This window comes from Nocardia sp. NPDC059228 (genome assembly GCF_042754245.1).
GTDB lineage: Bacteria > Actinomycetota > Actinomycetes > Mycobacteriales > Mycobacteriaceae > Nocardia.
In genome coordinates, this window is sequence record NZ_JBHZAL010000011.1 from 134,795 (window position 1) to 160,055 (window position 25,261).

Annotated in this window: 24 protein-coding genes; 14 read left to right on the plus strand and 10 right to left on the minus strand. The window is 66.4% G+C overall.

Annotation, left to right across the window (positions count from 1 at the left end; genetic code table 11):
• Nucleotides 1–104 precede the first annotated feature (104 nt).
• Together ACFXKA_RS19050 and ACFXKA_RS19055 are read right to left on the minus strand one after the other, a co-directional pair.
• A complete protein-coding gene (locus ACFXKA_RS19050; RefSeq protein WP_379428228.1) occupies nucleotides 105–1,448 on the minus strand; it encodes an MFS transporter in 1,344 nt (447 codons plus the stop codon).
• On the minus strand, nucleotides 1,445–1,915 hold the full coding sequence (locus tag ACFXKA_RS19055) for an NUDIX domain-containing protein (protein WP_354849076.1): 471 nt from the start codon (nucleotides 1,913–1,915) through the stop codon (nucleotides 1,445–1,447). The genes ACFXKA_RS19050 and ACFXKA_RS19055 overlap by 4 nt, the downstream gene beginning before the upstream one ends.
• Nucleotides 1,916–2,196: 281 nt before the next feature.
• On the opposite strand from ACFXKA_RS19055, the gene ACFXKA_RS19060 reads away from it, so the two are divergent.
• Nucleotides 2,197–2,970 (plus strand): pirin family protein, encoded by a 774-nt coding sequence (locus ACFXKA_RS19060; RefSeq protein WP_354849079.1) that lies wholly within the window; start codon nucleotides 2,197–2,199, stop codon nucleotides 2,968–2,970.
• A 9-nt stretch (nucleotides 2,971–2,979) separates the two neighbouring features.
• Nucleotides 2,980–3,474, plus strand: coding sequence for a DUF4190 domain-containing protein (locus tag ACFXKA_RS19065; protein ID WP_354849081.1), 495 nt, complete (start codon nucleotides 2,980–2,982; stop codon nucleotides 3,472–3,474).
• On the opposite strand, the gene ACFXKA_RS19070 is transcribed toward ACFXKA_RS19065, so the two are convergent.
• Nucleotides 3,464–3,937 carry a hypothetical protein gene (locus ACFXKA_RS19070; RefSeq protein WP_379428229.1) on the minus strand — a complete coding sequence of 158 codons (474 nt, stop codon included), beginning with the start codon at nucleotides 3,935–3,937 and terminating at the stop codon, nucleotides 3,464–3,466. The genes ACFXKA_RS19065 and ACFXKA_RS19070 overlap by 11 nt on opposite strands.
• Nucleotides 3,938–4,027: 90 nt before the next feature.
• Between ACFXKA_RS19070 and ACFXKA_RS19075 the strand changes: the two genes are divergently transcribed.
• The 3 genes from ACFXKA_RS19075 to ACFXKA_RS19085 all read left to right on the plus strand — a co-directional run bounded on the left by ACFXKA_RS19075 (nucleotide 4,028) and on the right by ACFXKA_RS19085 (nucleotide 7,454).
• Nucleotides 4,028–4,879, plus strand: a complete 852-nt coding sequence (locus ACFXKA_RS19075) for a Scr1 family TA system antitoxin-like transcriptional regulator (RefSeq protein WP_354849086.1) — start codon at nucleotides 4,028–4,030, stop codon at nucleotides 4,877–4,879.
• A 31-nt stretch (nucleotides 4,880–4,910) separates the two neighbouring features.
• Nucleotides 4,911–5,291: a DUF397 domain-containing protein gene (locus tag ACFXKA_RS19080; RefSeq protein WP_379428230.1), complete on the plus strand. Its 381-nt coding sequence runs from the start codon at nucleotides 4,911–4,913 to the stop codon at nucleotides 5,289–5,291.
• Between the two features lie 180 nt (nucleotides 5,292–5,471).
• Entirely contained in the window at nucleotides 5,472–7,454 is a 1,983-nt protein-coding gene (locus ACFXKA_RS19085; protein ID WP_379428231.1) for a M13 family metallopeptidase, read from the plus strand.
• A gap of 42 nt (nucleotides 7,455–7,496) precedes the next feature.
• On the opposite strand, the gene ACFXKA_RS19090 is transcribed toward ACFXKA_RS19085, so the two are convergent.
• The 6 genes from ACFXKA_RS19090 to ACFXKA_RS19115 form a co-directional block, all read right to left on the minus strand.
• Nucleotides 7,497–8,576 carry an ABC transporter ATP-binding protein gene (locus ACFXKA_RS19090; protein ID WP_379428232.1) on the minus strand — a complete coding sequence of 360 codons (1,080 nt, stop codon included), beginning with the start codon at nucleotides 8,574–8,576 and terminating at the stop codon, nucleotides 7,497–7,499.
• A 99-nt stretch (nucleotides 8,577–8,675) separates the two neighbouring features.
• Nucleotides 8,676–10,031, minus strand: a complete 1,356-nt coding sequence (locus ACFXKA_RS19095) for an ABC transporter substrate-binding protein (RefSeq protein ID WP_379428233.1) — start codon at nucleotides 10,029–10,031, stop codon at nucleotides 8,676–8,678.
• A gap of 19 nt (nucleotides 10,032–10,050) precedes the next feature.
• A complete protein-coding gene (locus ACFXKA_RS19100; RefSeq protein WP_354849174.1) occupies nucleotides 10,051–10,842 on the minus strand; it encodes a carbohydrate ABC transporter permease in 792 nt (263 codons plus the stop codon).
• 68 nt (nucleotides 10,843–10,910) lie between these two features.
• The gene (locus ACFXKA_RS19105; RefSeq protein ID WP_379428234.1) at nucleotides 10,911–11,840 is read right to left on the minus strand and encodes a carbohydrate ABC transporter permease; all 930 of its coding nucleotides are present in this window, start codon (nucleotides 11,838–11,840) and stop codon (nucleotides 10,911–10,913) included.
• A gap of 237 nt (nucleotides 11,841–12,077) precedes the next feature.
• A complete protein-coding gene (locus tag ACFXKA_RS19110) occupies nucleotides 12,078–12,983 on the minus strand; it encodes an Ig-like domain-containing protein (RefSeq protein WP_379428235.1) in 906 nt (301 codons plus the stop codon).
• A gap of 372 nt (nucleotides 12,984–13,355) precedes the next feature.
• A complete protein-coding gene (locus ACFXKA_RS19115; RefSeq protein ID WP_379428236.1) occupies nucleotides 13,356–14,654 on the minus strand; it encodes a cytochrome P450 in 1,299 nt (432 codons plus the stop codon).
• A 110-nt stretch (nucleotides 14,655–14,764) separates the two neighbouring features.
• Between ACFXKA_RS19115 and ACFXKA_RS19120 the strand changes: the two genes are divergently transcribed.
• Complete coding sequence (locus tag ACFXKA_RS19120; protein WP_354849106.1) at nucleotides 14,765–15,397, plus strand: hypothetical protein; 633 nt, start codon at nucleotides 14,765–14,767, stop codon at nucleotides 15,395–15,397.
• A 52-nt stretch (nucleotides 15,398–15,449) separates the two neighbouring features.
• On the opposite strand, the gene ACFXKA_RS19125 is transcribed toward ACFXKA_RS19120, so the two are convergent.
• Entirely contained in the window at nucleotides 15,450–16,115 is a 666-nt protein-coding gene (locus tag ACFXKA_RS19125; RefSeq protein ID WP_354849109.1) for a serine protease, read from the minus strand.
• A 499-nt stretch (nucleotides 16,116–16,614) separates the two neighbouring features.
• On the opposite strand from ACFXKA_RS19125, the gene ACFXKA_RS19130 reads away from it, so the two are divergent.
• The 8 genes from ACFXKA_RS19130 to ACFXKA_RS19165 are packed head-to-tail and all read left to right on the plus strand — an operon-like array spanning nucleotide 16,615 to nucleotide 25,222.
• A complete protein-coding gene (locus tag ACFXKA_RS19130) occupies nucleotides 16,615–17,433 on the plus strand; it encodes an ABC transporter permease (protein WP_354849111.1) in 819 nt (272 codons plus the stop codon).
• A gap of 3 nt (nucleotides 17,434–17,436) precedes the next feature.
• Nucleotides 17,437–18,300 carry an ABC transporter permease gene (locus ACFXKA_RS19135; protein ID WP_354849113.1) on the plus strand — a complete coding sequence of 288 codons (864 nt, stop codon included), beginning with the start codon at nucleotides 17,437–17,439 and terminating at the stop codon, nucleotides 18,298–18,300.
• Between the two features lie 12 nt (nucleotides 18,301–18,312).
• On the plus strand, nucleotides 18,313–19,788 hold the full coding sequence (locus ACFXKA_RS19140) for an MCE family protein (RefSeq protein ID WP_354849116.1): 1,476 nt from the start codon (nucleotides 18,313–18,315) through the stop codon (nucleotides 19,786–19,788).
• Entirely contained in the window at nucleotides 19,785–20,828 is a 1,044-nt protein-coding gene (locus ACFXKA_RS19145) for an MCE family protein (RefSeq protein WP_354849119.1), read from the plus strand. Before ACFXKA_RS19140 ends, ACFXKA_RS19145 begins: the two co-directional genes overlap by 4 nt.
• A complete protein-coding gene (locus tag ACFXKA_RS19150; protein WP_379428237.1) occupies nucleotides 20,825–21,823 on the plus strand; it encodes an MCE family protein in 999 nt (332 codons plus the stop codon). The genes ACFXKA_RS19145 and ACFXKA_RS19150 overlap by 4 nt, the downstream gene beginning before the upstream one ends.
• A complete protein-coding gene (locus ACFXKA_RS19155) occupies nucleotides 21,820–22,941 on the plus strand; it encodes an MCE family protein (RefSeq protein WP_354849124.1) in 1,122 nt (373 codons plus the stop codon). Before ACFXKA_RS19150 ends, ACFXKA_RS19155 begins: the two co-directional genes overlap by 4 nt.
• Nucleotides 22,938–24,053 carry an MCE family protein gene (locus tag ACFXKA_RS19160; RefSeq protein ID WP_379428238.1) on the plus strand — a complete coding sequence of 372 codons (1,116 nt, stop codon included), beginning with the start codon at nucleotides 22,938–22,940 and terminating at the stop codon, nucleotides 24,051–24,053. Before ACFXKA_RS19155 ends, ACFXKA_RS19160 begins: the two co-directional genes overlap by 4 nt.
• Nucleotides 24,050–25,222, plus strand: a complete 1,173-nt coding sequence (locus ACFXKA_RS19165; RefSeq protein WP_354849130.1) for an MlaD family protein — start codon at nucleotides 24,050–24,052, stop codon at nucleotides 25,220–25,222. Before ACFXKA_RS19160 ends, ACFXKA_RS19165 begins: the two co-directional genes overlap by 4 nt.
• Nucleotides 25,223–25,261: the final 39 nt, after the last annotated feature.

Sequence of the window (25,261 nt, forward strand, 5' to 3'; positions counted from 1 at the left end):
TCGTCCGTGATCGGATCCACCTCACCGTAGTCCTGCGGGCCGCATCCGCGGAGCCGTCTCACCGTGTCGCCGGAGGGGTGTGACCGAGCCGATACCTACATCGGCTACGTACCGACCCGTCGGCGTGAATTGGCCGCAATGGCCAGGACGCCGGCCGCGTAGACCGCCGCCGCGGCCACCACCACCGCCGGTGAGCGGCCGTCCGCCGGAATCAGCACCGCGGTACCCGCCAGCGCCAGCACGAAGGTGATGTTGAAGACCGTGTCCTGCAGGGCGAAGACCTGCCCGCGGTGCGCGTCGTCGATATCGATCTGCATGGCCGCGTCCCCGGTCAGCTTGATGACCTGGCCCACCAGCCCGAGCAGGTAGGCCGCCGCCAGCAACAGCAGCTCCGCCCGCCGCTCGGCGTCCCCGGCGGCGACGGTGATCGGCGTGACCAGGCCCAGCTGTACCGCGATCGCCGTCACCAGGCCGGTCACCACCGTCCGCGGCCGGCCGAGCCGGGGAATCAGCACCGGTGCGACCACGGCCGCCGTGAGCATGCCCGCCCCGGTCGCGGTGATGGCCGCACTGAATTTCGCGAGGTGCGTCCCCACCGCGGCCTCGTCGCCACGGCGCAGCACCAGCACCATCAGCAGGGTGTCCGCGCCGAAGACGATGCGGTGCGCGCCGATCCCCAGGAAGGTCGTGGTCACCTCCCGGGACCGCCAGGCCGCGGTGGCGCCCTCGCGCAATCCGGCGGCGATGGCCCGCACCGTGCTCCACCGACCTCGCGCCGCGGCCTGCTCGCCGCGGTCGGGTCCCAGTGCGCGCGGCCGGAATCCGGCCACCACCACCCCGCCGGCGATCGAACCGGAGGCGCTGCCGGCCGCCGCCACCGCCGAGGCGAAGTCGCCCGCCCCGATCAGCCCGATGATCGAGAAGGCCAGGCCCGCGCCCAGGATCGCGCACCCCGAGGCCACCGTCGCCAGCACCGAATTCATCGGGACCAGCCAGCGCTGGGCCAGCACCTTGGGCAGCGACGCGGACACACCGGCGCCCACGAACCGGCTCACCCCGACCACGGACAGCGCGCCCAGCAGCAGCGGGGTGGCGCGCACCCCGGCCAGCAGGCCCGCCGCGGTCGCCACGATGAGCAGCGCGCGCAGCACGTTCGCGTAGAGCAGCACCCGGCGGCGATCCCAGCGGTCGAGCAGCGCGCCCGCGTACGGGCCGATGATGGAGTACGGCAGCAGCAGGGCCGCGAAGCCGCCGGCGATGGCCAGCGGATCGGTCTGCCGTTCGGGGTTGAACAGAATCGCGCCCGAGAGCGCGGCCTGGAACATGCCGTCGCCGAACTGCCCGGACAGCCGGACCAGCGTCAGTCGCAGGGTGCCGGGATTCTCGCGGAGCCCGGTCGCGACCGCGGCCAGCCGGGCGCGCAGGGTGGCCGGCGGCGGCGCGGTCACCGGGACGGGTGCGTGGTCACCAGCGCGAAGACGGCCGCGCGCATATCGTCGGCCATGGGCAGGTTGTCGACGGTGTCGGCGTCGATCCACTGGTAGCGGTCGTGCTCGCGGGGGTCCAGCCGGATCTCGGCCGCCTCGGTCTCGACCACGAAGCTGTATTTGCGGACCCGGGACTTGGTGCGGGTGGCGTAGTCGAATCCGCCCAGCACGTCGGTGATCCGCACGACGCTCAGCCCGGTCTCCTCGAACAGTTCGCGGGCCACGCAGTCGGCGAAGGACTCGCCGGATTCCACGCCGCCGCCGGGCAGTTCCCACATCCCCCCGTGCGAGCCTTCGGCGACACGCCGCACGACCAGCAGTTTGCCATCCCGGAAGACGGCCACGCCCACCACGAAATGAGCGATCCCCTCGCTCTCGGCCTGTTGTCGGAGCTCGCGTTCGATGCCCGCGAGTGCCTCGGGTCGCATCCCCCTGCTCTCCCTCCCGTTTCGCTTGCGGCACATCATGATACGGTCGCCGACCGAAACCCGCTGGCGGGTACGACGGCATGCGGTCGGGCGTCACCGCCGCGCACTCACAATCGCCGGGCATTTGCCCGGGCCGGTTGCCGAGAGCGTAGTACCTGGTCGGCGGCGTGCGGAGCAGCGCTGCTCTCACGCTAGAATTTAACCCGGAATTCAGGTTGGGCCGCCGTATCGGCCCCTACCCTGGAATCCGATCGGTGCTCGCCGGTGAGAGGAGTACGGCGGTGTCCACCCTCACGACACCACACATCGATATCCATCGTGGCGGCGACCGCATGAAAACCCGTGTGTCGTGGCTGGATTCGAAGCATTCGTTCTCGTTCGGGGAACACTACGATCCCGACAACACCCATCATGGCCTGCTGCTGGTCAACAACGAGGACATCGTCCTGCCCGGCGAGGGCTTCGAGACCCATCCGCACCGGGACATGGAAATCGTCACCTGGGTGCTGAGCGGCAGCCTGGTCCATCAGGATTCGCTGGGGCACAGCGGGGTCATCTATCCCGGCCTGGCCCAGCGCATGAGCGCCGGCACCGGCATCCTGCATTCGGAGAAGAACGATTCCTGGCGGATCGGCAATGTGCCCGAGCACCAGGAGCCGGTGCATTTCGTCCAGATGTGGGTGGTGCCCGACGATTCCGGGCTGACCCCCGGCTATCAGCAGCTGGAGATCGACGACGAGCTGGCCGGCGGCGGCCTGATCACGGTGGCCTCGGGCCTGCCCCGCTACCGCGACCGCACCGCCATCGCCATCGCCAGCAGCCATTCCGCCCTGCACGTGGCCCGGATGTCCGGCGTCGCCGCCGAGATCCGCCTGCCGGAAGCCCCCTACCTGCATGTCTTCATCGCGCGCGGCGAGGTGGAGATGGAGGGGGCGGGCACCCTGTACGAGGGCGACGCGGTGCGGTTGACGCGCAGCGGAGGCCAGCGGGTCACCGCCAACATGCCGTCGGAGATTCTGGTGTGGGAAATGCATGCCCGACTCGGCGGGCAATAGCATCGACACATGAACCAGTACCCGCCGCCGGGGCAGTACGGCCAGTACCCGCCGCCTCCGCCCGGAAACTATCCGCCGCCCGGCGGACCGCAGTACTGGCAGGAATCGCCGCAGCGCAAGGGCATGGCGATCACCGCGATGGTTTTCGGCATCCTGGGTCTGCTCACCTTCTGGACGGTGCTGCTCACCATCGTCGGCGTCCTGTGCGGCGCGCTCGCGATCATTCTCGGCGTGATCGCCGCGACGAAGGCGCGCCGCGGCACGTCCGGCGGCTTCGGAATGGCGCTGGCGGGCGCGATCATGGGCGTTATCAGCCTGGTCGGCGGCATTCTGGTCGGCGTGCTGGTGTGGGCCGTCTTCGAGGACACCGGCGGCACCGACCTGATCGACTGCCTGAACAAGGCGGGTGGCGACAGCTCGAAGGTTCAGCAGTGCCAGGAGGAATTCAACAAGCGCATCGAGGACAAGTTCAGCGTCACGCTGACGCCCGCGCCTACCCGATGACCGGATGGCATTCGCGGGTGGCGGCCAGCACCTCGGCCAGTTCGGGGCGAAAGTCCCCTTCCGGTGGGTGAATCCACGTGCGGTAGGCGCTGTGCTCGTCCGCGGGAGACGGCAGCACGATGGTGCTGCCCGGTTGCGCTACGGACGCGCAATCGCGGAAAAGGTCTGAGAACAAAGCGGTGTCGTGATACGAGTCGTCCGTGGGTCCGGTCAGGAAGGTCCAGCGGCCCGAGCGCGGGTGGGCGATCACGGGCCCGCAGCGGCGTTGGGCGACCAGATGGTCGCGGACCCGGTGGCCCAGGTCGGCGGGCATGGTCACGGCCCCGACGGCCCCGACCTCCAACATGATTCGGCACAGTGCCGAGTCCACCACGCCGTAGAGTCCGTGCTCCTTGCGATAGCGCCGGCACCGGGCCAGCGCTTCCTGGGTGGCGGTATACGAGGACGGGTCCAGCGCGCTCATGGCGAACCTCCTGCTACCGACCTTAGAGCCGGGCTATCGGTATGACAATAGTCACACGCCAGCGAGTTCCCCAGCGTAGCATCACTGCTCATGGCACCCGTCTCGCCCACCGTCGCCCGGTGGGAGCTGGTCCTGCGACTGCGCGAACTGCGTGAGCAGTGCGGCTTCGATTCGGCGACCTTCGCCAAGCGCGTCGGTTTCACCCCCGCCAACTGGTCGCACGTGGAGAAGGGCCGGCGCGTCCTCACGGCCACCACCATCGGCCCGGTGCTGGAGCTGCTCGAGGTGGAGGGCGAGGAGCGCGCGGAACTGCTGGAACTGCTGGCGCTGAGCAAGGAGCGCGGCTGGTGGGCCAGGTCCTCGGCGCTGATCGGGCCGGAGCTGCAACGGTATTACGGCATGGAGCTCGGTGCGGAGAGCATCCGCAGCTACGACAGTCTGGTGGTGCCCGGGCTGTTGCAGACCGAGGAATACGCGCGGGCGCTCATCAGCGCCGACGTCATGATCCGTCCCGTCCAGGTGGAACAGCTGGTGGCGGTGCGGCTGAAGCGGCAGGAACGGCTGCGCGGCGACGACCGGGTGGAACTCACCGCGGTGATCGGCGAGGCCACGTTGCTACAGCAGATCGGCGGCCCGAAAGTATTGCGCGGGCAACTGGAACATCTGGCAACACTGCTGGACGAGCTGGATTCCATTTCGGTGCGGGTGATTCCGTTCACCGCGACCCGGGGCGCGCTGCTGGGCGGGTCGAGTTTCCATCTGCTGGATTTCGCTTCCGAGAATCTTCCGACCTTCACCTGGGTGGAGAGTGCGGTTTTCGGTGGGGCGGTGGAGGATTCGTCGCAGATTCGCGATCTGCGGTTCGCATTTGTGCGTGCGCTCGACCAATCTCTCGGTCGCGCAGAATCTTTGGAGCTCATCAAACGCTATTCGCAAGGGTAGGATACGCATGCGTAACGGTAAAATGCTGCCCATGCTAAACACCGCGAACTATCAGCCGGTATCCCGCGGCTGGTTCACGTCGTCACGTACCAATAACGGAAATCAGTGCGTGGAGGTTCGATTCGACGGTGATGCGGTGCTCATCCGCGACAGCAAGTACCGGCGCAATCCGGAACATCGCCTTGAAGACGAGCCCATCATCACCGTCGCCGCGACCGAATGGATGACATTCCTGGCCGCTGTGCTGGGCCGCCACTCCGTCCGCACCGCGCTCACCGCGGAGACCGGTGCGGACGGCCACACCACCCTCCGGCACCGCGACACCACCCTGATCTACACCCCCGGCGAATGGCGCGCCTTCGTCGACGGGGCCCGGGACGGGGAATTCGACCGTCAGCCGCAAAGCGTCTAGCCACCGAACAGTGCAGTGTTGAGGCTCGGCCGTCGGCGGTCGAGCCCGGTGGTTCGCGGCGCGTCTCGTTCTGGACTGAGCGGAGCCGGGGGAGCGAAACGGAGGAGGCGGAGGGAGGGAAGAACGAGACTTTCAGCGCCGCGAACCCACCCGGAGCGAAGCGGAGGCAAAATAGGCACTGTGACTTCGCAGCTGACGCCTCCTTCCGGTATCGACCTGTCCTTCCGTGACGCGGACGTACGGGCGCAGGACGACCTGTTCGCGCACGTCAACGGCAAATGGCTGGAGAGCTACGAGATACCGGCCGACCGGGCGGTGGACGGTGCTTTCCGCACGCTCTACGACCAGGCCGAACTGGATGTGCAGAGGATCATCCAGGACGCCTCGGCGGCCGATGCCGCGCCCGGCACCGAAGAGCGCAAGATCGGCGATCTCTACAACAGCTTCATGGCCGACGAGGCCATCGAGGCGGCGGGCCTGACCCCGATCGCCGAGGAGCTGGCCGCCGTGGCCGGCGTCGCCGACCGTTCGGACTTCGCCGCGCTCATCGGCCGCCTGCAGCGCACCGGCGTGGGCGGCGCGCTGGCCTTCTATGTCGACACCGACGACAAGAACTCCGCCCGGTACCTGGTGCACGCCACCCAGTCGGGCATCGGCCTGCCCGACGAGTCGTATTACCACAAGGACGAATACGCGGAGATCCGCGAGAAGTACGTCGCGCACATCCGCCGCATGTTCGAGCTGGCCGGATTGGACCATGACGCTCAGCGGGTTTTCGAGCTGGAAACCAAGCTGGCCGCGGGTCACTGGGACGTGGTGCGCCGCCGCGATGCCGAATTGAGTTACAACCTCACCACTTTCGACGCACTGGCCGCCGAGAACCCGGAATTCGACTGGACCGCCTGGACTTCCGCGCTGGCTGCGGGTGTGGATCGCTCCGGTGCGGAGCTGTTCGCGGAACTCGTCGTGCGCCAGCCCGATTACGTGCGCACCTTCGCCCAGCTGTGGGCCTCGGAATCGCTGGCGGACTGGAAGGCCTGGGCGGCCTGGCGGGTGGTGAAGGCCCGCGCGCCGTACCTGACCGCGGAGCTGGTGGAGGCCAACTTCGACTTCTACGGCCGCACCCTGACCGGTGCGCAGGAGAACCGGGAGCGCTGGAAGCGCGGCGTCTCCCTGGTGCAGGACCTGCTGGGCGAGGCCGTGGGCAAGCTCTATGTGGCCCGGCACTTCCCGCCGGAGGCCAAGGCCCGCATGGTCGAGCTGGTGGCGAATCTGCAGGAGGCCTACCGCCGCAATATCTCCGAGCTGGAGTGGATGGGCCCGGACACCCGGCAGGCCGCGCTGGCCAAGCTGGAGAAGTTCACCCCCAAGATCGGCTACCCCGAGGAGTGGCGTGACTACGCCGCGGTCACCGTGGATCCGGCCGACGTGGTGGGCAACTACCGCAGTGGCTACGCCGCCGAGCACGACCGCGACCTGAACAAGCTGGGCGGCCCGGTGGACCGCGGCGAATGGTTCATGACCCCGCAGACGGTGAACGCCTACTACAACCCGGGCATGAACGAGATCGTCTTCCCGGCGGCCATTCTGCAGCCCCCGTTCTTCGACATGAACGCCGACGACGCCGCCAACTACGGTGGTATCGGCGCGGTCATCGGGCACGAGATCGGCCACGGCTTCGACGATCAGGGCTCCAAGTACGACGGCGACGGCAATATGGTCGACTGGTGGACCGAATCGGACCGCACCGAATTCGGCAAGCGCACCAAGGCTCTGATCGACCAGTACAACCAGTTCTCCCCCAAGGACCTGTCGGCGGACCACAAGGTCAATGGCGAGTTCACCATCGGTGAGAACATCGGCGACCTGGGCGGTCTCTCGATCGCCCTGGAGGCGTACCGGATCGCCATCGAGGGCCAGGACTCCCCCGTCCTCGACGAACTCACCGGCCTGCAGCGGGTGTTCTTCGGCTGGGCGCAGGTGTGGCGCACCAAGGCGCGCACCGAGGAGGCCATCCGCCGCCTCGCCGTGGACCCGCACTCGCCGCCGGAGTTCCGTTGCAATGGCGTGGTCCGCAACCTCGACAGCTTCCACGAGGCCTTCGATGTGCGGCCGGGTGACGAGCTCTATCTGGATCCCGCTGAGCGCGTGAAGATCTGGTAGCCCGGACCGGGCCCTCGCCGAGGTGGCGGGGGCCCCGGCCGGCTAACGCAGGCGCTCTTCGGTTTCCGCGTCGAAGAAGAAGAGTTCGTCCTGCTTGGGCGTCAGGAGCAGACGGTCGCCCAGCGCGACCTGGAAGCGCCGATCCACCCGCGCGACGACCCGGCCGGAGCGGCTGGACCATTCGTCGGCCACGCCGTGCGAGTAGACGAACGACTCCGAGCCGAGTTCCTCGAGCAGCTCCACCTCGACCGCGAGCGCATTGCCCGCATCGGTGGTGACCTCCCAGGATTCGGGCCGGATGCCGACGATCACGTTCTTGCCGTCGATATTGTGCGGCAGGGGAATTCGCAGGTCGTTGAGCACGGCCGCACCGTCGCGGACCGGCGCGGTCAGCAGGTTCATGCCGGGCGAGCCGATGAACCCGGCGACGAAGGTATTGACCGGATCGTCGTAAAGCTCACGGGGAGCGGCGATCTGCTGCAGCTTCCCGTTCTTCATCACCGCGACCCGGTGCCCCATGGTCATGGCCTCGACCTGGTCATGGGTCACGTACACGGTGGTGGTGCCCAGCCGCTTCTGCAGGGCCGCGATCTGCGAGCGGGTCGAAACCCGCAGCTTGGCATCGAGATTCGACAGCGGCTCGTCCATGCAGAACACCTGCGGCCGCCGCACGATGGCCCGGCCCATGGCGACGCGCTGGCGCTGGCCGCCCGACAGCCGCGCGGGCTTACGGTCGAGCAGGTCCTCCAGCTCCAGCATGGCCGCCGCCTCGGTGACGCGAACCTTGGTGTCGGCCTTGCTCATACCCGCATTGCGCAGCGCGAACCCCATGTTCTCGGCCACGGTCATATTCGGGTAGAGCGCGTAGCTCTGGAACACCATGGCCACGTCGCGCGAACGCGGCGGCAGGCCGGTCACATCGAGTCCGCCGATGCGAATGTGCCCGGCGGTCACCGCTTCGAGACCCGCCAGCATGCGCAGACTGGTGGACTTGCCGCAGCCCGAAGGCCCGACCAGCACGAGGAATTCGCCGTCGGCGATATCCAGGTTCAGGTCGTCGACCGCGGGCCCGGGCGCACCCGGATAGGTGAGGGAAACTCCCTCGAACTGCACAGTCGCCATGCCGGCGCTCTCCTTGTCCAATGCTCACGCTGCCGGGGGCCTCCGTGGTTACGCAGGCTGCCGCCTCCGGCCCCTGACGTCAGCGTGCGGGTGCGTGTCCTACTTGGGCAGCTTGGGCGTGATCTGCCGGTCGATGATCGTCTGCAGCTGGTTGGCGATATCGCCGAAAGCCGCTGCGGTGTCCCGGTTCTGCAGGCCGATCTGCTCGAGGCCGGTGCCGATGATCTGGTCGCCGCCGGGCACGAACACGCGCGCGTAGTTCTGCGGCTTGGTCAGCGGCAGCTGGTCGATCGCGGTCTTGAAGTTCGGGTTCTTGGCCAGGAAGTCCTGCATGCCCGGATCCTGCTGCGCCGACTTGCGCACCGGCACATAGCCGGTGGCCTGCGAGAAGTACGAGGTGTTGGCCGCATTGGTGATGAACTCGATGAACTTGAGCGCGTTCTCCTTGCGGGCGTCGCTGATCCGCGACGGAATCGCCAGGCCGGCGCCGCCGGTGGTGCAGCCCGCCAGCCCGTTCGGGTGCGGCAGGAAGCCGGTGCCGAACTGGGTCTTGCCCGCGGCATTGGTGTTGATGCTCTTCAGGTCTCCGGTGGAGCCGATGGCCGAGGCGATGATGCCGTTGCCGAAGTCCACGGCGTAGGTGGGCCGGATGCTGGCGTACTTCTTGGTATTGATGGAGTCGCGCAGGTAGTTTCCGGCCTTGATGGTGGCCGGGTCGCTGAACTTCAGCTTCCACTCGTCCGAGTACGCGCCGCCGAAGGTCCAGCACGGACCCTGGAAGGTCCAGGCCAGGTAGTTCTTGGCGTCACCCCAGCCGTGCGCCCACTTGCCGTCGCCCATCACGCTCTGGATCTTCGGGCCCCACTCGTCGAACTCGTCCCAGCTGTTCGGCGTGCGGTCGGGCAGTCCGGCCTTGGCCCAGACATCCTTGTTGTAGTAGAAGATCTGCGTCGAGCGCGAGTACGGCAGCGCCCAGGTCTTGCCGTTGAACTTGTAGTCGCCGACGAAGGTGTCGACGTAGTCGGACACGTTCACCCCGGCCGCGGAGAAGTGGCTGTCCAGCGGCTCGATGGTGCCGTTGAGCGCGTAGTTGAACCACCACACGTCGGACAGGATGACCACGTCGGGCAGTTCACCACCGGAGAGTGCGGCGTTGAACTTGGTCGCGACCTCCTCGTAGTTCTTGCCCGCGTCGACCAGATTGACCTTCAGGTCCGGGTACTTGGCCTGGAACCGGTTGATCAGCTCGGTTTCCTGGTCCTTGGAGGTGCCGGGGTGGTTGGACCAGAAGGTGATGGTCTTCGAGTCACCGCCCTGCGTGCCGCCGCCACCGGATCCGGCGCACGCGGTCAGCGCCGCCGCGCCCGCGGCCGCGCCCGCCAAGCCGAGAAACCCGCGTCGCGAGAGAGCACCACGGCGTGCCGTGAAACTAGCGGGGTTACGTGAATCCGACACAGGAATCTCCTTCTGGGACTTAACCCTTGACCGCACCGGAGGTGAGGCCCTTGATCATCTGGCGCTGGAGCACCAGGAAGACGATGAGGATGGGGAGCATGGTCAGGATGACCCCGGCCATGACCGGACCCCAGTTGGTGACGCTCGGGTTCTCGGTGTTCTGCAGCAGGGTCAGGCCGACCGGCAGGGTGGCCACCCGCGCGTCGTCGGCCATCAGGAACGGCCACAGGTATTCGTTCCACTCGTTCACCAGCGTGACCACCGCGAACGCCACCATGGTGGGTCCGGACATGGGCAGCACCACCCGGGTCAGCAGCCGCCACCAGCCCGCGCCGTCCATCCGCGCGGCCTCGATGACCTCGCTCGGCAGCGACAGGAAGTGATTGCGCATCAGGAAGGTGCCGAAGGCGACGCCGCAGAGCGGAACGATGATGCCCTGGAAGGTGTTTCGCCAGCCCAGCTGGGCGATGAGCGCGTAGTTGGAGATGATGGTGATCTGGTTGGGCACCATGAGCGCCGCGATGATCACCAGGAACACGATGTTCTTGCCGGGGAAGCGCAGGAACACCAGGCCGTAGGCGCTGAGCACGCCCAGCACGAACTTCACCGCCGAGACGATGCCGGTCACGATGATCGAGTTCCGCAGGAACTGCCAGAACGGCAGCGTGGTGGTGGCGTCGTGGTAGTTCGACGCCAGCCAGCGCTCGGGCCAGTAGCTGACCGGCTGGGAGTAGACCTCCGTGTGCGCCATGAAGGAGCGGGTGAGGATGTAGTACAGCGGGACGCCGACGATGATCAGCACGCACACCATGGCGGCGTAGCCGAATACCGTGGCCCACAGTTCCCGATCGCGGAACGCGCTCAGCGCGTTGAGCCGATTCACTTCTCGTCCCCTCGGTCCATGATGCGCACCTGCACCAGCGTCACGATGAGCAGCACCAGGAACATGATGGTGGCGACGGCCGCCCCGTATCCGGCTCGCTGGTTCACCCAGGATTCGCGATAGACCTGATAGATCATGGTGGTGGTGCCGGTGCCGATGGGCCCGCCGCGGGTCATCACATTGATGAGGTCGAAGACCTGAAGTGAGTTGAGCAGCACCGTGATCGACAGAAAGTAGGTGGTGGGTCGCAGCTGCGGCAGCAACACCCGGGTGAAGGTGGTCCAGCGGCTCGCGCCGTCGATCTCGGCGGCCTCCATGAGGTCGGTCCGAACCCCTTGCAGCGCCGCCAGATAGATGACGAAGCTGTAGCCCAGGTTCTTCCAGATGTAGGTGACCGTGATCATGAACAGCGCCCAGTGCGGATCCTGTGCGAAGTCGGGTGAGTGAATCCCCATCCGCTCCAGCAGATCCGGGACCAGGCCGAAGCCGGGGTCGAAGATGAACTGGAAGCCGACGCCGATGGCCGCGCCGGAGATGACGTAGGGCGCGAAGATGGCGGAGCGGACCACATTGCGCCCGAACAGTTTGCGATCCAGCAGCAGGGCCAGCGCCAGGCCCAGCAGCATGCTGCCGAGGACCGCGGCGACGGTGAAGATCACCGTATTGCCGACGATCTGCCAGGAGTCGTCGCGGCCGAACCACTCGGTGTAGTTGTCGAAACCGACCCAGTTCAGGCTGGTCGCCGAGATGTTCCAGTCGGTGAACGACAGGCGGATATTGTCGACCAGCGGCCGATAGACGAACAGCCCCAGCAGAATCAGGTTCGGCGCGACCAGGACCACGAAGAGCGCATAGTCCTGCCAGGGTCTGCTTCGCCACCCGCGCCCCGGGGGCGTCGGGAGTACTCGTTCGGGCCAAGATCGCACCCGCGCAGCCTTGCGGCTTGGGGCTACCGACTGGTTAATTTCGGATGGAAGATCGCTGAACTGTCGGTCGGCGCGCGCCACCGACTGTTCACCGGTCACACCCTCGAGCGGCGCGGACATGCGCCGAATCGTACGACCGCCCAACTTGTTTCGAGACCGAATTCATATGAACGGTCAGCCAACAGCAAGAACGAGTCAGCGCCCCGCCCAATGGGGCGGGGCGCTGACTCCTGGACCTCAGTTCCAGTCGCCCCAGCCGTCGGAGGTGCTGAAGGTGCCGCCGTTGGTGTTCTTGACGATCACCGGGTCACCCTTCTTCACGTTCTCCTGGAACCACTTGGCGTCCTCGGTGGAGACGTTCAGGCAGCCGTGCGAGGTGTCCGAAACGCCCTGCTGCGCAACGCTCCACGGGGCGGCGTGCACGAAGATGCCGCTGTTGGACATGCGGGTGGCGTACTCGACCTCGAGCTTGTAGCCCTGCGGATCGGTCACCGGCACACCGTAGGTGGAGGAATCCATGATCATCTTGCGGTTCTTCTCGCTGATGATGTAGGTGCCGTTCGGGGTCTCGTGATCCTTCTTGCCCATGGAGGTCGGCATGGTCTTCACGACCTCGCCGTTGTGGGTCACGGTGATCTCGTGGGTGGTGTCGTCGGCGGTGGTGATGAACTCGTCGCCGATCTGGTAGGCGACGTCGGTGCCGCCCGCCTGGACGGTCACCTTGGAGCCGGCCGGCCAGAAGTCCTCGGGCCGCCAGCGCACCTGCTTGTCGCCCATCCAGTAGAAGTGGCCGCTCACCTTGTTGGTGGAGGTGATGCGAATCGACTTCTCGGCGGCCGCGTGATCGCCGACCGGGTCTTTGAAGTTGATGATGATCGGCATGGCCACGCCGACCACATCCCCGTCACCGGGGCTGATGTTCGGGGCCGCGAAGTTGGCGGGCGGAATCGGCGCCTTGGCGTTCGGGTCGGTGGGCAGCGAGCCCGGCTCGGGCTGCGGCATGACCGCGGAGGGCACGCCCGGTACCTCCGGTCCGCCCGGCCATAGCGGAGTCGCTGAGGCGGGTGCTGCCACCACTGCTCCGGTCGCCGCGACGGCGGCGAGGGCGATCAGTCCCGTTTTCCGATACCGGGTATGGCGCACAGCTCGGTCCTCTCAATGCCGCCTCCCCGAGACTTCAGCGCACGGCTGAGAGCCGTTGACAGTCGGGGACGCGTGCGGGCGGTTGGGGAGCAACCCGATTTTGGACGTACCCGACGAGTTACCCCGATGCTCACGAAATCAGTTGTCGCGATCCCATTACTACATGGCGCTGCGCGGCAGGCCAATTGCCTTCTGTCAGTTATGTGTACCGACTAACCGGTGTGCACTGCGTCACGGGTCTGCGGGTTGGTTGCCCGACTGGCGCGAATGCGCCGATGACATCGGCGATTCCCCGAAAGTGACACCGGCGCGGCCGCTTTCGGCGTGCTCACTTCCCGAAACCTGCTTGTGATCGAAATCACCGAGGTCCCTTCAGAACCCGGCGACATCGAACGTGATGGCGCTGCGCGGCCCCACCGTGATGGTGTGCGGCACCGACATCGGCGCGGGCCCGTGCGCGAACCGCGGCGACAACCGCAGCCGCACATCGGTCAATACAGTAGCCAGCACAATGCGAAGTTCGTAATCGGCCAGCGCCGCACCGACGCAACGCCGGTGCCCGCCGCCGAACGGGGCGAACTCGAACGGGCTGTAGCGGCGCTCCAGAAACCGCTCGGGCCGGAACCGCCGCGGCTGCGGCCACACCGCGGGATCGGTGTGCAGCAGGTGCACCGAGATCCCCATGGTGTCCCCCGCCGACAGCGGCACCCCGCGCAGCGTGAAATCACCGGTGAGCCTGCGCAATACGATCGGCACCGGCGGATGCAACCGCAGCGTCTCCTGGCAGACCGCGTCCAGGTAGGGCAGCGCCATCAGTTCGGCCGGGCCGGGATCGCTTCCGGCGGCGGCCACTTCGGCGCGCAGCCGGGCCAGCGACTCCGGTTCCCGGTGCAGCCGGTACAGCGCCCACACCAGCGCGGTCGCCGTGGTCTCGTGCCCCGCCACCAGCAGGGTCCGCAATTGCTCGCGCAGGTCGGTGTCGGTGATGGCGCTGCCGTCCTCGTAGCGGGTGTCCAGCATGAGCGCCAGCAGATCCGCCCCGCCGCCCCCGTCCGCGCGCCGCCGTGCCACCTCAGCGTCGATGAGTTCGTCGAGCCGATCCCGCGCCGTGCTGAACCGCTCCCAGCCGGACAGCCCGAACAGCTTGCGCCGCAATGCCGGAACCAGGAACAGCGTGCTGCCGAAGGATTCCAGGAATTCCTTTGTGACGGTGGTGTATTCGGCTCGGCGCGTGGCATCGTCGATGCCGAACACCGCCGCCAGGATGACCCGCAGCGTGAGTGCCCGCGCCGCCGCCCGGGCATCGATGCGGGTGCCGGGCCGCCACCGGTCCCCGGTCCGCTCCCCGCTCAGCTCGGCCCGGGCCGCCTCGCGAATGGTGTTGCCGTAGGCGCTGATTCGAGTGCGGTGCAATGCCGGCGCGAGCAGCGCCCGCTCGCGCCGGTGCCGGCCGTCGCGGGCCAGGATGAGCGAGGCCGCGCCCACCATGGGCTCGATGGGATTGGGCCGCGGCGGTTCCAGCAGGTCCACCGGGGCCCGGAAGAACTCGCGCGCGCCCTCGGGAGTGCCGGTGAAGAGCACCGGTCCCAGGGCCGGCATCCGCACCCGGAAGGGGTCACCGTCGCGTCCGCGCCGCCAGGAGAGATAACGCTCCAGGATGTCGGTGCTCATGGCTGCCTATACGAAATGCCGGACCGCCTCGGTTCGATCTTCCCGGTGCCCGTGGTGTATGCATGGGCACAGAAGTCAAATCTGTTTGTTTCGAAATATAGGACTCGCCCGTGTTGCGTCAGCAGCTTTCCGCCCGGATCGCCCTGCCCGCGATCTCCGCCGCCACCCTGCTGCTCGCCGGCTGCGGGACCACCGTTTCCGGCCATCCCCAGGCCGCCCCCGGCGACATCGTGCTCCCCACCAAGACCCCCGGCGCCACCCCCGGAAAACCCTCCGGCAAGCCCGGTTCGGGTGCGCCCACCACCACCCCGCGCGCCGACCGCGGCGGCAACACCGACTTCCAGGCCGCGATCGGCGACTGCGTGAAGCTCGGTGGCACCACCGACAACGCCAGCATCCAGAAGGCGAGCTGCGGCAGCCAGGACTCCAACTACAAGGTGACCGGCAAGGCCCCGCGCAATGCCCAGTGCGGCAAGGATTCCGACCAGGTCTACTACGAAACCCTCAATGGTATGGAGACCGGCGCCCTCTGCCTGACCATCGACTGGGTGGTCGGCGACTGCATGGACGTCGGCAACGACGCGGCCCACCGCATCCCCTGCACCGCCACCACGGCCACCGAGGGTGTGAAGGTGGTGTCGATCGTGCAGCACAGCAGCAGCGTCGACGACTGTCCCGACGGCGACCAGGGCTACGTCTACGACGAACGCAATTTCGTCGTCTGCGTCAACACCCTCAAATAGCAACCGGGGCGGTGATTCCCGAATCACCGCCCCGGTCAGCATTGTTCGGGGATCAGATCACCGCGTAGCCGGAGCCGATGCCGCCCCGGCCGTTGAGGTCGGCCATGATCGAGCTCATGTTGGTGCCGACCTCGGGGCCGAAGCACGCCACCGCCAGGTAGGCGTTGACCATGCCGACGAGGGTGGTGCCGACGACGACCGGCGCGCCGGAATCGCCCTCCACCACACACATCTGACTCCAGGTCTCGACATTGGTGTCGAAGACGTCGCCCCAGGAGATGCCGCAGGTATTGCCGGTGGTGCGGCCCTCCTTGCAGACGATCATGGGGAATCCGGGCGGGCCGCCGATTCCGGTGATGGTGACATTGCCGATGCGGTTGACCGGGACGACGCGGTCCGGATCGAACTGGATGACGGCGTAGTCGAGATCGTGGTTGGAGTAGACGAACTGACCGATCTGTCCTGCGGCGCGATCTTTTTCGGCCCAGACCCGGGATCCGGCGTCGCCGCAGTGCCCGGCGGTCAGGCCGACCAGCCGTCCGGCACCGTCGTGGCCGATGGTGGTCACGGTGCACTCGTACTGATCATCGATGATGATCCCGGAGCCGCCACCGATGACGGCGGGCGCTGCATCGGCGTGAGCGGCTCCGATTCCGAAGAGCGCGGTGCTCAGGGCGATGGCGAAGGCGCCGGTAGCCCCGGCGAGTTTCTTGATCATGTCCCTCCAGACGTCGGAAGCCGCACGAATCTCAACCTGCGGTTACTCATCCTGTCAGTATTCGAGCCCGGTTGCCTGTTGTACTGCCACATGTTGCGTAGCCGTGTCCTGCCGGGGTTCGCGGCCGATACCTAGTTGGATGTGGATTACGGAACAATACGGAAAGGCTATCGAATTCCGATAAATTTGTTCCTGCAAATTGTTACCCGGTCGATGTCCACATACACCGGTGGATAGTTCGAAACTAGAACAAGTTCTAGATCTCTGCCAGGTTTTTTGCCCCGTAAACCGACCCTGATGTGGCTGTTCACAGCAATACATCGAAAGTGATTCGTCTCTATGACCGGAACCACAATCGGTGGTGTGTTTTTCCTAACTCCGTAGTAGGGTGCGTCCAGCAACAGTCGCCGGAGACGGGTAACTCCGGCGTCGAGAGGGGTAGTCAGTGCAGTTGACCAAGAGCCCGGGGGACCAGGAAAGCCCACCGTCACCATCACGGATGAATGTGGCCGTGGATCGGGCCAAGGCGTACTGGCAGGATCATCCGAAACGGTCGCTGGAAACCGGTGGCCGGATGATGTCGATGGGCGTCGCCGCGGTCGCCGAGCTTTTCATCGCGATCTTCCGTCGCCGCTTCCCCTACCGTGAGTTCATCCGGCAGTGCGCGTTCATGGCGAATGTCGCCGCGGCGCCCACCCTGCTGGTCGCCATTCCGATCGCCGTCATCGTCTCGATTCAGGTCGGATCGGTGGCCGGGCAGGTCGGGGCGACGTCCTTCATCGGCGCGGCCAACGGCCTGGGCATCATTCAGCAGGGCGCGCCGCTGGTCACCGCGCTCATGATCTCCGGCGCCGTCGGTTCCGCCATCTGTGCCGACCTCGGCTCCCGCACCATCCGCGAGGAGATCGACGCCATGAAGGTCATGGGCGTCGATCCCATGCGGCGCCTGGTCGCTCCGCGTCTCGGCGCGGCCATGCTGGTTTCGGTATTGCTCTGCGGTTTCGTGGTTTTCGTCGGCTTCCTGACCGGCTACATGTTCAACATCTTCGTCCAGAACGGCACCCCGGGCTCCTATATCAGTACGTTCTCGTCGTTCGCGATCACGGCGGATCTGGCTGTGGCCCTGCTGAAGTCGCTCATCTACGGCCTGTTCGCGGCCGTCATCGCCTGTGACTCGGGGCTCAATGCCAAGGGCGGTCCCGGCGGCGTGGCCAACGCGGTGAACACCGCCGTGGTCATGTCCGCGGTCATGCTCTTCGGCGTCAACCTGATGATGACGCAGCTGTACAACACCCTTTTCCCCCCGCAGGTGGTCTGAGTCGTGTCAGCTACGTACGTACCGCCGCTGCTGCGGCCGTTCCAACGGATCAAAGGCGCGGCCAACTCGCCGCGTGACTGGCTGGCGCGCATCGGCCACCAGGTGTTCTTCTTCCTGCGCTCGGTCGGCTCCATGCCGCTCGCGTTCAAGCAGTACCCCAAAGAAGTGTGGCGGCTGCTGTCCGACGTCACCTGGGGCAACGGCAATCTCATCGTCGGTGGCGGCACCATCGGCGTGGTGCTGATCCTGTCGGCGTTCGGCGGCATGACCGTCGCCATCCAGGGCTACACCTCGCTGAACCTGCTCGGCCTGAGCCCGCTCACCGGCGCCATCTCGGCCTTCGCCACCACGCGTGAGCTCGGGCCCATGCTGGCCACGGTCGCCTTCGCGGCGCAGGCGGGCTGCCGGTTCACCGCGCAGCTGGGCGCCATGCGCATCTCCGAGGAGATCGACGCGCTGGAATCGGTTGCCATCCGGCCGCTTCCGTATCTGGTCAGCACCCGCATGATCGCGGCCATGATCGCCATCGTGCCGCTGTACTGCGTGGCGCTGCCGCTGGCCTACATCTCCTGCTCGCTGACCGTGTCCCTGGTGGGCGGCACCGCGACAGGCACCTTCCAGCACTACTTCTATCAATTCCTGGTGCCGCACGATGTGCTGTACTCACTGCTGAAGGCGATCCTCTTCGTCGCGATCACCACGTTCATCCAGTGCTACTACGGGTTTTTCGCCTCCGGCGGCCCGGAGGGCGTGGGTGTGGCGGCCGGTCGCGCGATCAAGCTGTGCATCATCGCGGTCGTCTTCGCCGACCTGTTCATGACATTGGCGATCTGGGGCGTGAACCCTGGCATCCGGATCTCGGGATAGGGGGCGCACACGATGATCATCGATCCGAGCGGGCGCGGACCGACGATGCGGCAGTTGCTCATCGCCGGTGCCTGCGGCCTCACCGTCATCGCGGTCGTGCTGGGCTTCCTGTTCGCCCGGTACCGCGGTTATTTCGTCGAAAAGGTCAATGTCACAGCGAATCTGACCACCACCGGTGACGGCCTGCCGGCCAATGCCGACGTGAAGTTCCGCGGCGTGCTGGTCGGCGCCGTCAAGGACGTGTCGGTCGCGGCCAAGGGGACGAAGCAGGAGGTGCACATCGAGATGAAGCCGGAGTACGCCGGCGGCGTCCCGGCCAATGTCACCGCGCGCGTGGTGCCCTCCAACCTGTTCGCCGTCACCTCGGTCGAACTCGTCTACAACGGACCGGATTCCACCCATCTGAAGGAGGGTTCGCAGATCGCGGAGGACACCTCCAAGGGCACCATCGCCCTGCAGGACACCCTCACCACGGTCCGCAATATCCTCAGCAAGATCGATCCGGTACAGCTGGGCCGCGTGCTGGGCACGCTGTCCTACGCGCTGGACGGCAGCGGCCGCATGCCCGGCTCCACCATCGAACGCGTCGACCGCTGGCTGGAGGGCGTGCGCGGGGCGGTGCCGAATGTCGGCGGCTTCCTCGACGACTTCTCCTCCTCCTTCCACGCGCTCAACCAGTCCGCGCCGGAACTGATGGGCGTGCTGTCGGATTCGGTGAAGACCGCGCAGACCATCTCCGATCGCCGGGCCGAGCTCACCGCGCTCATCTCCGGCAGTGAGAACACCATCGACAAGGTGAACGGGCTCTTCGCCCGCAACCCCAATGTCGGCAAGGATCTGACCACCGGGACCAGCGCCATGTTCGGCGCGTTGTCGGACAACCCGGACGCCATTCCGCAGGCCATCGCGAACCTGAACGAATCGGTGCGCAAGCTGGGTTCGACGTTCCACTGGGGTCCGCAGAACCAGATGATCTGGAACATGGGTCTCACCTTCACGCCCTACAAGCCCTACACCCGCGACGACTGCCCGCGCTACGGCGACCTGGCCGCTCCGAGCTGTGGCACCGCGCCGCTCACCTCGGATCCGGGCACGCTGCCGGAAGCCATGCGCCCCAGGGCCATCGACGCCGCCAAGGACCTGCCGGTTACCGCGCCGCCGCCGGGCTTCCCGCTGATCCCGGGCCTCACTGCCACGGGTACACCCACCGACACGCCGAGCGACGGTGCTGCGAAGCCGGGTAACGACCCGCTCGCGGGCACGCCGCTGCAGGGGCTGTTCCCGAACCTGGCGCCGGCCGCTCCGGCTCCGGCCGCCCCGGCGAGCCAGCCGGGTTCGGTGCCCACCGGTGGGAACATCGCCCTGGCCGGTGACGACGCCATCACCGCCCTGCTGGGCCGGCGTCCGACCGCGGCCGAGTACCTGCTGTTGAGCCCGATCCTGAAGGGTGCGACCTTGCAACTGAGCCAGAGCGAGGCCGGCCGATGAGCGTTCGTAAGCCGCTGATCGGTTTCGGCATCTTCGCGATCGTGTCCATCCTGGTGACCGCGGTCATCTGGAATACGCTCGCCCGCACCGTGAAAGGCGATACCAACACCTACACCGCGACCTTCAGCGATGTCCTGGGCCTGCGTGCGGGCGATGACGTCCGGATGGCCGGTGTGCGGGTCGGCAAGGTCGAGAAGATCGAGCTGGACAAGAAGAACCAGGCCGTGGTGACCTTCATCGTGCAGCGCGATCAGACGCTGTACGGGGATACCAAGGCGCTGGTCCGGTACCAGAACCTGATCGGGCAGCGATATGTCGCGCTGAACCCGCCCGCCGCGGGCAAGCCGCACACCGGCGACCATGTGGTGCTGAAGAACAACGGTGCCATCCCGCTCGACCGGACCGAGCCGTCGTTCGATATCTCGGCGCTGCTCAACGGTTTCCAGCCGCTGTTCCAGGTGCTGCAGCCCGAGCAGGTGAACAACCTGTCCAACACCTTCATCCAGGCGCTGCAGGGTGACAATGTGTCGCTGAGCGCGTTCATCACCCAGGCCGCGTCGGTGGCCTCGGACTTCGAACGCCGCGACGGCATCCTCTCCGACGTGATCACCAACCTTTCCGGCGTGATGTCGGGGCTGGCCAAGCGGGGCGACGAGCTGGAGACGCTGGTCACCCAGACCCGTGCCCTGATCGGCGGCCTCTACGCGCAGGGCCAGTCGCTGCAGGCGTCGACGGTCCAGATCGCCGATGCCACAACGGCTCTGGTGGGGATGTTCGGTTCCATCCAGCCCAAGCTGGTGCTGGCGCAGAACGCCACCCACGACGCGCTGGCGCTGCTGCTGTCCAATGGCGCCAAGCTCGACCAGGCGGCGGTGGACCTGCCCGGCATCCTCTCCGACGTCGGCAAGTTCACCCAGAACGGCGCCTACGCCAATGCCTACGTGTGCAGCTTGGACGTCTCGCTGTACGGCATCCTCTTCCCGCGCGGTCTGTTCTCGCAGATCGGCGGCAACTCCCACTCGGCGGTGTGCCGGCCATGATCTCGAAACTCAAGAACCGCTTCAGCACCAATCGCAATTTCTGGCTCGGCGTGCTCGGCGTGGCGGTCATCGTCGCGCTGCTGCTGGGCTCCACCCTCTACAAGACGGTGGGTGTCGGCACACAGAGCATCAAGGCCGAGTTCGTGCAGACCGCCGGCGTCAAAGTCGGTGACAAGGTGGACGTCTCGGGCGTTCCCGTCGGCACCATCTCGGGCGCCGAGCTCGAGGGTGACCACGTGCTGCTCACCCTGAACGTCGACAAGGACGTGAAGCTCGGCCCCGATGCCAAGGCGTCGATCAAGATGGCGACCCTGCTGGGCGCGCGCTACGTGGACCTGATGCCCGGCGACGGCTCCGGGTTGAAGGGCAACCGGATTCCCAAGTCCAACACCGTGGTTCCCTACAACCTGGCCGACGTGGTGCAGGAGGGCACGCCCAAGTTCGAGGAGCTCGACACCAAGAAGCTCGCGGATTCGCTGAATCTGATCAACCAGCAGATGGGCGACACCCCGCAGATGACGGTGCAGGCGCTCGACGCCATCGGCGCGCTGGCCAAGACCATGAACAACCGCAAGGATCAGGTCGACCAGCTGCTCAAGGATCTGGACAAGGTCACCAGGATCCTCGGCGACAACCGCAACAGCGTGCTGCTGGTCATCACCCAGGGCCAGGCCATCGCCGACCGGGTGATGCAGCGTCAGAACCTGTTGAAGACGTTGCTGGACAACATCGCAACGCTCACCGGGCAGCTGCGGCAGATCGGCGCGGACAACGACAACAAGTTCGGCCCGACCCTGCAGCAGCTCAACACCATGGCCGACGGTCTGCAGAAGAACAAGGACAACCTGGATCGGCTGCTGTCGATCATGCCGCCGGCCATCCGGCAGTTCAACAACGCCTTCGGCAACGGCAACTACGGTGAGGTCGCGCTGCCGTGGCTGTTCCCGGACAACTGGTTGTGCTTCGCGCAGGTGAACGAGGGGTGCCACCAATGACATCGACTGTTGCAGAACAAAAGAAGCGCCTGCTCGGCCGAATCGCCAAGGCGGCCATGATCGGCGCCGCGGCATGGGCCGTGGGCTCCTGCTCCATCGTGCCGCTCGGGGTGAAGGACGCCGCGGGGCAGACCCAGCACTTCACCGCGGACTTCCTCAATATCGCGGGCATGTTCGAGGGCAACCCGATCACCGTGCTCGGGCTCGAGGTGGGCCGGGTCGACAAGATCATTCCGAAGGGTCAGTACGTCGAGGTCCACATGACCGTGGACAAGGGCGTCAAGATCCCGAAGAACGTTCAGGCCGCACTGGTTTCGCCGTCCATCGTGACCGACCGGCACATCGAGCTCACCCCGCGCTACACCGGCGGTGACACCCTGGCCGACGGCTCGCACCTGACCACCCAGCAGACCAAGACCCCGGTCGAGCTGGACACCATGATCAAGACCATCGACAGCTTCGCCGCCGCGCTCAAGCCCGAGCCGGGACAGGAAGGCGTCGGCCCGCTCTCGGGTCGCGTGCTGTACCCGATGATGAACGGCAACGGCGAGAAGATGCGCGATGTGCTCAATGCGCTCTCGGGCGCCTTGAAGACCGGCGTCGACAACAAGGACGCCATCTCCACCATCATCATCAAGCTCAACGAGCTGACCACCATGCTGGCCGAGAACGACGACTCGGTGCGCGGTTTCAGCAACAAGATCACCCAGATGACCGGTCTGCTGGCCGATCAGGCGCCCGGTCTGCAGGGCACGCTGGATCAGCTGAATGCGTTCCTGGCCAACACCAGTGGCGCGTTCTCGCAGTATTCCGATCAGCTCAACGGCACCCTCACCGGGCTCACCAATGTCACCAACCAGCTGCGCGCCAACGCGGCCGGCGTGACCGAGGTGGTCGACGTGGCCCCGCTGCTCATGCAGAACCTGGACCGCTCGGTCAACCGGCAGGGCAACTTCATTCGCCTGCACGGCCTGATCGGTACCGCGCTCTCCGGGGAGATCGTGAGCCTGTTCTGCGAACGCATCCAGATGAAATCGGATGGCTGCCGCACCGGGAAAATGGAGGACTTCGGACCCGACTTCGGTCTGATGGCGGCGATGCTGGGGATGACCAAATGAGTAATCGCTTCTGGAAGGATGTGCGCGCGGGCCGCTCGGCCCGCCGGGCGGTCGTCGCCATCGCGGTCTCCGCGACCGCGGTCGTCGCCTCCGGCTGCGGCATCACGGTGGAGAGCCTGCCACTGCCCAAACCCGGTCCGGGTGCCAACACCTACACCATTCACGCGACCTTCGACAATGCGCTGAACCTGCCCGACCAGGCCAAGGTCAAGGTCGGTGGCTCCGACGTGGGCGTGGTCACCAAGATCACGACCAAGGACTTCAAGGCCAATGTGGACCTGGCCATCCGCCAGGACATCGAGCTGCCGGCCGGCAGCACCGCGGAACTGCGCCAGGCCACCCCGCTCGGCGACGTCTTCGTGGCGGTATCCATCCCCAAGGCCGAGCCCGGCATGCAGCTGCTGAAGAACGGTGACCGGCTCACCAACACCTCGGCCGGCGCGACCGTCGAAGAACTGCTGATGTCGGTTTCGTTGCTGTTCAACGGCGGTGGCATCGCCAGCCTGTCCAAGCTGACCTCGGAGCTGGACTCCATCGTCGGCGGACGCGGCGACCAGGTGGGTCACGTCATCACTCAGCTGACCAGCGTGATGACCAGCCTCAACACCAACAGCTCGCGCATCGACAATGTGCTGGCCGGATTCAGCGCGCTGGCCAACACCATCGAGGCCAACCACCAGCAGCTGGGTCAGGTGGCCGACAGCCTGCCGGGCATGATCGGCGCCATCGCCGAGAACAACCAGGCCCTCGGTGATCTGCTCACCAAGATCTCGACAACCAGTGCGGCACTGGGCGATTACGCCAACACCACCTCGGACTCGCTCAGCAGCCTGCTCGACAATGTGAACCAGCTGATGAGCGCGCTGTCCCGGACCGATCAGAGCCTCGGTCCCGCCCTGGACGCCCTGCACGACATCCGGCCCAAGGCCGACGCCTCGTTCAAGGGCGACACCCTGGCCGTGGCCGCGACCCTTTCCATGCTCGACATCGGCCTGCTCACCGATCCGGCCAACAGCAAGTTCCCGGATCTCAAGGACCTCAACGACTTCGGGGGCAGTCTGATCCAGGTGCTGCAGATCATCTACGGCCGGATCAACGGGGGACACCGATGAACTGGGTATCGCGACACAAGAACCTGGTGTCCAATTCCGCGCTGGTGCTGATCCTGCTGGTGGGCGCGTCCTACCTGCTGATCAGCGTGATGCGGGTGAATCCGCTGCGCGAAACCTACACGGTGACGGTCAATCTGGACCGATCCGGCGGGCTGCAGAGCGGCAATGACGTGACCCTGCGCGGCTACCGCGTCGGCAAGGTCCTCGACATCAAGCTCATCGATAACGGCGCGGCCATCGCGGCCACCGCCGAGATCGACAAGAAGTACTCGATCCCGGCCGACACCCAGGTGTCGGTGGGCGCGCTGTCGGGCGCGGGCGAGCAGTACATCGACTTCCGCCCGAACACCGATCAGGGCCCGTTCCTGCGCAGCGGTTCGGTGATCCAGTTCGACGCCAACAAGGTCAAGACCCCCACCCCCGTGTGGTCGGTGCTCGACAATGCCAGCGCGCTCATCGCCCAGGTGGATCCGGACAAGTTCAGCGTCATCCTGACCGAGCTGGACACCGCCCTCTCCGGCGGCCCGGACCAGCTGCGCTCGCTCGTCGACGGCCTCAGCCTGGCCACCAACGGCCTGGACAACCTGCTCCCCCAGACCACCAACCTGATCAAGAACCTCCAGGCCATTTCCGGCACCACGTCGCTGGCGCAGCCGGATCTGGGTACGCTGACCCGTAATTCGAGTGTGTTGTTCAATCAGTTCAACGACGCGAATGCCGAACTCCAGAAGATCCTGGAGCAGGCGCCCGGTCAGATGCAGGCCCTCGGCGCGGTGCTGGACAAGACCGCCGACCCGATGACCAGCCTGGCCACCAACTTCGCGGCCATCACCAAGGCCGCGCAGCTGCGCACCCCGGCGCTGCGGGCATTGTTCCCGTCGCTGGTGGTCGGTACCTCCGCCATGGGCGTGCCGGCGCACGACGGTGAGTTCTACACCATCGTGGACATCTGGCCGCGGTCCTTCTGCGACTACGTCACCAAGAAGGTGAACCCCGCCGTAGCGACCGAGAACACCTTCCCGAAATGGGCGAGCTACTGCCAGAACCCACCCCAGGACCAGCAGATCCGCGGCTCGGGCAACGCACCGCGACCGGACGTGCCCAACAATGGCGCGCTCCCGCCCGCGGGTTCGGATCCCAACGAGCGGACTCTGCCGCCGGTCAAGTGAGTACCGCCCGCCGCTCTCAGGAGCAGCGGGCATACTCGC